This window comes from Streptomyces sp. NPDC043738 (assembly GCF_056436545.1).
This window is the reverse complement of record NZ_JBWKCJ010000044.1, coordinates 52,736-57,111: the sequence shown is the minus strand read 5'-3', so window position 1 is coordinate 57,111 and position 4,376 is coordinate 52,736. Positions and strand designations below refer to the sequence as shown.

The following is a 4,376-nucleotide window of genomic DNA, read 5'->3' as shown; positions in this document are numbered from 1 at the left end:
CCCCAACCCCCCAACCCCCCCCCCCCCCCCCCCCCCCCCCCGCCCCCCCCCCCCCCCGCCTCCCCCCCCCCCCCCCCCCCCCTCCCCCCCCCCCCCCCCCTTCCTCCCCCCCCCCCCCCCCCCGCGTGCGTATCGGCGGGCGTCGGTGTTAGCGGGCGGCGGTGTCGGCCGGGCGGATGTAGATGCGCTGGCCTATGGCGGCGGCCTGCTGCACGATCCGGTTGACGGAGGCGGCGTCCACGACGGTGCTGTCCACGGCGGTGCCGTCGACATCGTCCAGGCGCATGATCTCGAAGCGCATACGGCTTCTCCCTTCGTCTGATCCTCCTGCGGAGAACTGAGTGGTGTGGTTCGCGCGGCTTCGCTGCCAGGCGTTCCATATGGGTACAACGACCCGCACCCTGCAATCATTCCCTACGCTAAAGAAAAATTTTGACGGTCTAAGTACTGGCGCGGAGCGCGCTTGTGTCCGCCGTCCGGGCGCCCGGACAATGGGTCCCGTATGAACGACGTCCGGCCCACGGGCCCCACCGACCTCGCCGCGCTCGCCGCCGGGATCGAGCGCACCAACGAGCTGCTCACCCGAGTGCTCGCCGAGGTCGCCACCACCCCCTCCACGCACGCCGCCTTCGTGGACGCGGGCTACGTCTACGCGGCGGCGGGCAGGCTCGTCGCCGGCACGGAGGACCGCAAGGGCTTCGAGCTGGACGCCGAAGGCATCATCGAGGCGTTCATCGACAAAGCCCGGATGATCTTCCCGGACAGCCGGCTGCTGCGCGTCTACTGGTACGACGGTGCCCGCCGCCGCATCCACACCCAGGAGCAGCAGCGGATCGCCGAGCTGCCCGACGTGAAGGTCAGGCTCGGCAACCTCAACGCCAACAACCAGCAGAAGGGCGTCGACTCGCTGATCCGCTCGGACCTGGAGTCGCTGGCCCGGCACCGCGCGATCAGCGATGCGGTGCTCATCGGCGGCGACGAGGACCTGGTCTCCGCGGTCGAGGCGGCACAGGGCTATGGCGCGCGGGTGCATCTGTGGGGCATCGAAGCGCCGGGCGGCCGCAACCAGGCCGAGCCGCTGGTGTGGGAGGTCGACAGCGCGCGCATCTTCGACCTGGAGTTCTGCAAGCCGTACGTCACCCGCCGGACCGGCGCCGAATATCTGGAGCAGGCCGCGGCCGAGGGGCCGGCGCCCAGCCGCGAGGAGGTCCGCTTCGTCGGGGCCCGGGTCGCCGCGCAGTGGCTGTCGGAGCGCGGCCGCGACCGGGTGGCCGAGCTCCTGCCCGGCCACCCCTATCTGCCCGGCACCGTCGACCAGGAACTGCTGACCGCCGCGGAGGCGCTGCTGCGGCACTCCCTGCGCGGCCACGCCGACCTGCGCCGGGTCCTGCGGGACGGCTTCTGGGAGCACGTCCAGGCCCAGTTCTAGCCGGACACCGCCGGGGCCGGACCGGGATCCGGTGGTCGACCGGTCGCCGGGCGCTCAGGCCCCGGCCAGGAGCTCGGCCAGCCGGTCGAAGAAGTTCGCCCAGCCCGCCTCGGCCTGCAGGTACTGCTCGCTGGTGAGGTTGCCGCCGAGCTGCCGGAAGGCCATCTCCGTACGGTCCCCGGCCTCGGTCAGGGTCACCCGTACGAGTTCGCCCTCGACGCCGCGCGGCGCGGCCGCGTCCTTGAGCGTGAACTCCAACCGCTCGGGCGGCACCACCTCCCGGTACACACCGGAGAACGGCAGCTCACCGCCGTCCGGAGTGCGCATCACCAGACTCCAGGTCCCGCCCGGCCGCACATCCATCGCCACCCGGTCGGCCGGCACCGGCACGTCCCCGCCGAACCAGTACGCGAAGTGCTCGGGCCGCGTCCAGGCCTCGAAGACCAGCTCGCGCCGGGCGTCGAAGGTCCGGTTGAGGGCGATGCCGTGCGGGTCGTCCCCGGAAGTGTCGGTCATGGTCGGGCCCTTCGTACGAAGCCGGTGCCGGCCGGGCGCCGGTGGCCGCCCGCCTTCTGCGATGCTCGCCGAACCGGCCCGCGCCCACGACACGTTCTAGTCCGGTCGGCGCATCGCTGCCGCGCGTGCCGCGCCGGCAGCTGCGACGGTCGTCTGCATGAGCGATCGGCAGCCGCCCGCACCCCGCTTCGAGTCCGGGGTCTCCCTCGTCCGGCATCCCGTCGAGTGGTGGCGCGACCGACGGCGGCGCTGCCGTGAGAAGAAGTGGGAGGAGGGCTCCTGGGAGCTGCGGGAGGTGATCCGTGCCGGCATCAACGAGCTCGAGGCGCTGCTGGAGACCAAGCCGCTCCAGCCCGACAAGGCGCGGCTCGCCGACGACGTCCGCGCCGAACTCGACGAGGCGCGGGAGAAGCTCAGCCACGCACAGCACCCCGGCCACCTGGTCGGAGCGCATCTGAGCGTGGCGCAGATCCATGTCGACGGAGCCCGCGACCTGCTCCTGCGCATGATCGAACCGGAAGAGGTCACCCCGCTCCTGCCGGGACTGGTCGCGCTCGTCCGGGAGCAGCTGCAGGTGAAGGACCCCCGGCGGATGAAGGTCGAGGACATCTGGAAGGAGACGGCCAAGCGCCCGCCGACCCGGGCGGACGTCGAGGCGATCATCGACGCGGTGAACGTCGCCCGGCTCCAGGCCCTCCGCGACCGGCTGCGCGTCGGCAGCTTCGTGCGCATCGTGAAGTACGTGTCCGCCGCGCTGGGGTTTCTCGCGGTGCTCGTCGGCGTGCTCGGCTTCTTCTTCCCGACCGTGGTGCCCCCGTGCTTCGAGCCGCAGACGTCACCCGACGCGGGCGGCAACGGCCGCACGTTCACCACCGTCTGCCCGGTGGCCAGCAGCGGTGCACTCAAGGCCGCCGAGGTGCCCGGCAGTATCGCGGACCTGCCCGCGATCCAGGCCAACTACCTGGTCCTGGAGATCGTCGGGCTGCTGGCCGCCGCCATCGCCGCCGCCTCGGCGCTGCGCCGCATCAGCGGCACCGCCACCCCCTACAACGTGCCCGTGGCCCTGGCGTGGCTGAAGCTGCCGACCGGTGCGCTGACGGCGGTGCTCGGGCTGCTGCTGATGCGCGGCGGGTTCGTCCCCGGTCTGACCGCCCTGGACTCGTCGGCCCAGATCATCGCCTGGGCCATCGTCTTCGGCTATTCGCAGCAGGTCTTCACGCAGTTCGTCGACAAACAGGGGCAGGCGCTGCTGGCGGGCGTCCGCGGGCCGGGCGCGGCAGCGCCGTCCGGCAACCCCGGCCCCCCGGCGGGGCCGACGGGATAGGGCGCGACCGCGAAGTCCCGTCCGCCCCTCAGCCCACGCCGCTCCAGAACCCCGTCAGCGCCTCGGCCGTCTTCTCCGGGCGCTCGGCGTTGGGGGAGTGCTCCGCGCCCTCGATGACGCTGCGGTGGGCGGCGAGACGCTCGGCCATCGCGTCCATCCACGGCACCGGCCAGGCGTAGTCGACGGACCCGGAGACCACATGGGTGGCCAGACCCGTAGCGGCCAGTTCCGCCACCCGGTCGGGCTCCTCCACCATCTGACGGCCGGTCGCGATCAGCTGCTCGGGGACGGTGTTCAGCCATCGGCGGTGCAAAAACGCGCCGATCTCCGGGGGCGTGGCGGAGTCCGCCGCCTCCGGAGGATCCAGTTCGCGCATCGCCCGCCAGACGCTCTCCATGTCCAGCGCGCCCAGCGCCTGGATCAGCATCCGCACCCGGGCCTGCTGGGCGGCCTCGATGGCCGCGGGCCCGGAGCTGAGCACGGTCAGCGAACGGAACGGGGCGGCGTCCAGGAGCACGGCGGCCCGGGTGATCAGCCCGCCCAGCGAGTGTCCCAGCAGATGCAGCGGAACGTTTCCGGGGTCGTGCACGGCCCGCGCCTGGGCCAGCACGTCAAGGGCCAACTCCCGTTGCGCATAGGCCCGTTCCTCGCGCGGGCCGGGCGACTCGTGCTGGCCGCGGCCGTCCACCGCGACCGCGCGGAACCCGGCCGCGGCCAGCGGCGCCAGCAGGGCGATGAAGTCCTCCTTGCTGCCGGTGAACCCGGGCACCAGCAAGGCCGTCCCGATCGGTGCGCCGTCGGGGTGGGCGTCGTGTACGGCGAACGCACCGCGCTCGGTGTCGAGTCGGTACGCGCGGGCGCACGGGGGCAGCGTGAGGGTCGGCGGCCTGCTCATGCCACGAGGTTATCCGGGCCGGGCGGCGAAACCGGGCCGGGACGCCGACGACCCGGCACCCGCGGGGAGCGGGGCCGGGTCGTCGGGGTGAAGTGAGCGTCAGCTCTCGGGCGTCGCCTCGGCGGTGGTCGCCTTGGCACGGGTCCGGCGGCGGACCGGCTTGGCCTCGGCGGTGTCCGCGGCGGCCTCGGCGACGGGCTTGGCGGCGGCCT

5 protein-coding genes are annotated in these 4,376 nt (G+C 73.2%); 2 read left to right on the top strand and 3 right to left on the bottom strand.

Features of this window, described 5'->3' with window-relative positions:
* Positions 1 to 148 precede the first annotated feature (148 nt).
* Positions 149 to 301 carry a hypothetical protein gene (locus tag AC0680_RS35665; protein ID WP_099871903.1) on the bottom strand — a complete coding sequence of 51 codons (153 nt, stop codon included), beginning with the start codon at positions 299 to 301 and terminating at the stop codon, positions 149 to 151.
* Positions 302 to 502: 201 nt separating this feature from the next.
* Here AC0680_RS35665 and AC0680_RS35660 point away from each other — a divergent pair, with 201 nt between their 5' ends.
* Complete coding sequence (locus tag AC0680_RS35660; RefSeq protein ID WP_478637188.1) at positions 503 to 1,429, top strand: NYN domain-containing protein; 927 nt, start codon at positions 503 to 505, stop codon at positions 1,427 to 1,429.
* Positions 1,430 to 1,483: 54 nt separating this feature from the next.
* Here the strand turns inward: AC0680_RS35660 and AC0680_RS35655 are convergent, their stop codons facing one another.
* Positions 1,484 to 1,945: an SRPBCC family protein gene (locus tag AC0680_RS35655; protein ID WP_478637187.1), complete on the bottom strand. Its 462-nt coding sequence runs from the start codon at positions 1,943 to 1,945 to the stop codon at positions 1,484 to 1,486.
* Between the two features lie 157 nt (positions 1,946 to 2,102).
* On the opposite strand from AC0680_RS35655, the gene AC0680_RS35650 reads away from it, so the two are divergent.
* Positions 2,103 to 3,269 (top strand): hypothetical protein, encoded by a 1,167-nt coding sequence (locus AC0680_RS35650; RefSeq protein WP_478637186.1) that lies wholly within the window; start codon positions 2,103 to 2,105, stop codon positions 3,267 to 3,269.
* Positions 3,270 to 3,297: 28 nt separating this feature from the next.
* Here the strand turns inward: AC0680_RS35650 and AC0680_RS35645 are convergent, their stop codons facing one another.
* Entirely contained in the window at positions 3,298 to 4,164 is an 867-nt protein-coding gene (locus AC0680_RS35645; protein ID WP_478637185.1) for an alpha/beta fold hydrolase, read from the bottom strand.
* Positions 4,165 to 4,376: the final 212 nt, after the last annotated feature.

Coding starts and splice junctions, on each gene's coding strand:
- AC0680_RS35665 (WP_099871903.1), bottom strand. CDS start 301: ATGCGCTTCGAGATCATGCGCCTGGACGATGTCGACGGCACCGCCGTG.
- AC0680_RS35660 (WP_478637188.1), top strand. CDS start 503: ATGAACGACGTCCGGCCCACGGGCCCCACCGACCTCGCCGCGCTCGCC.
- AC0680_RS35655 (WP_478637187.1), bottom strand. CDS start 1,945: ATGACCGACACTTCCGGGGACGACCCGCACGGCATCGCCCTCAACCGG.
- AC0680_RS35650 (WP_478637186.1), top strand. CDS start 2,103: ATGAGCGATCGGCAGCCGCCCGCACCCCGCTTCGAGTCCGGGGTCTCC.
- AC0680_RS35645 (WP_478637185.1), bottom strand. CDS start 4,164: ATGAGCAGGCCGCCGACCCTCACGCTGCCCCCGTGCGCCCGCGCGTAC.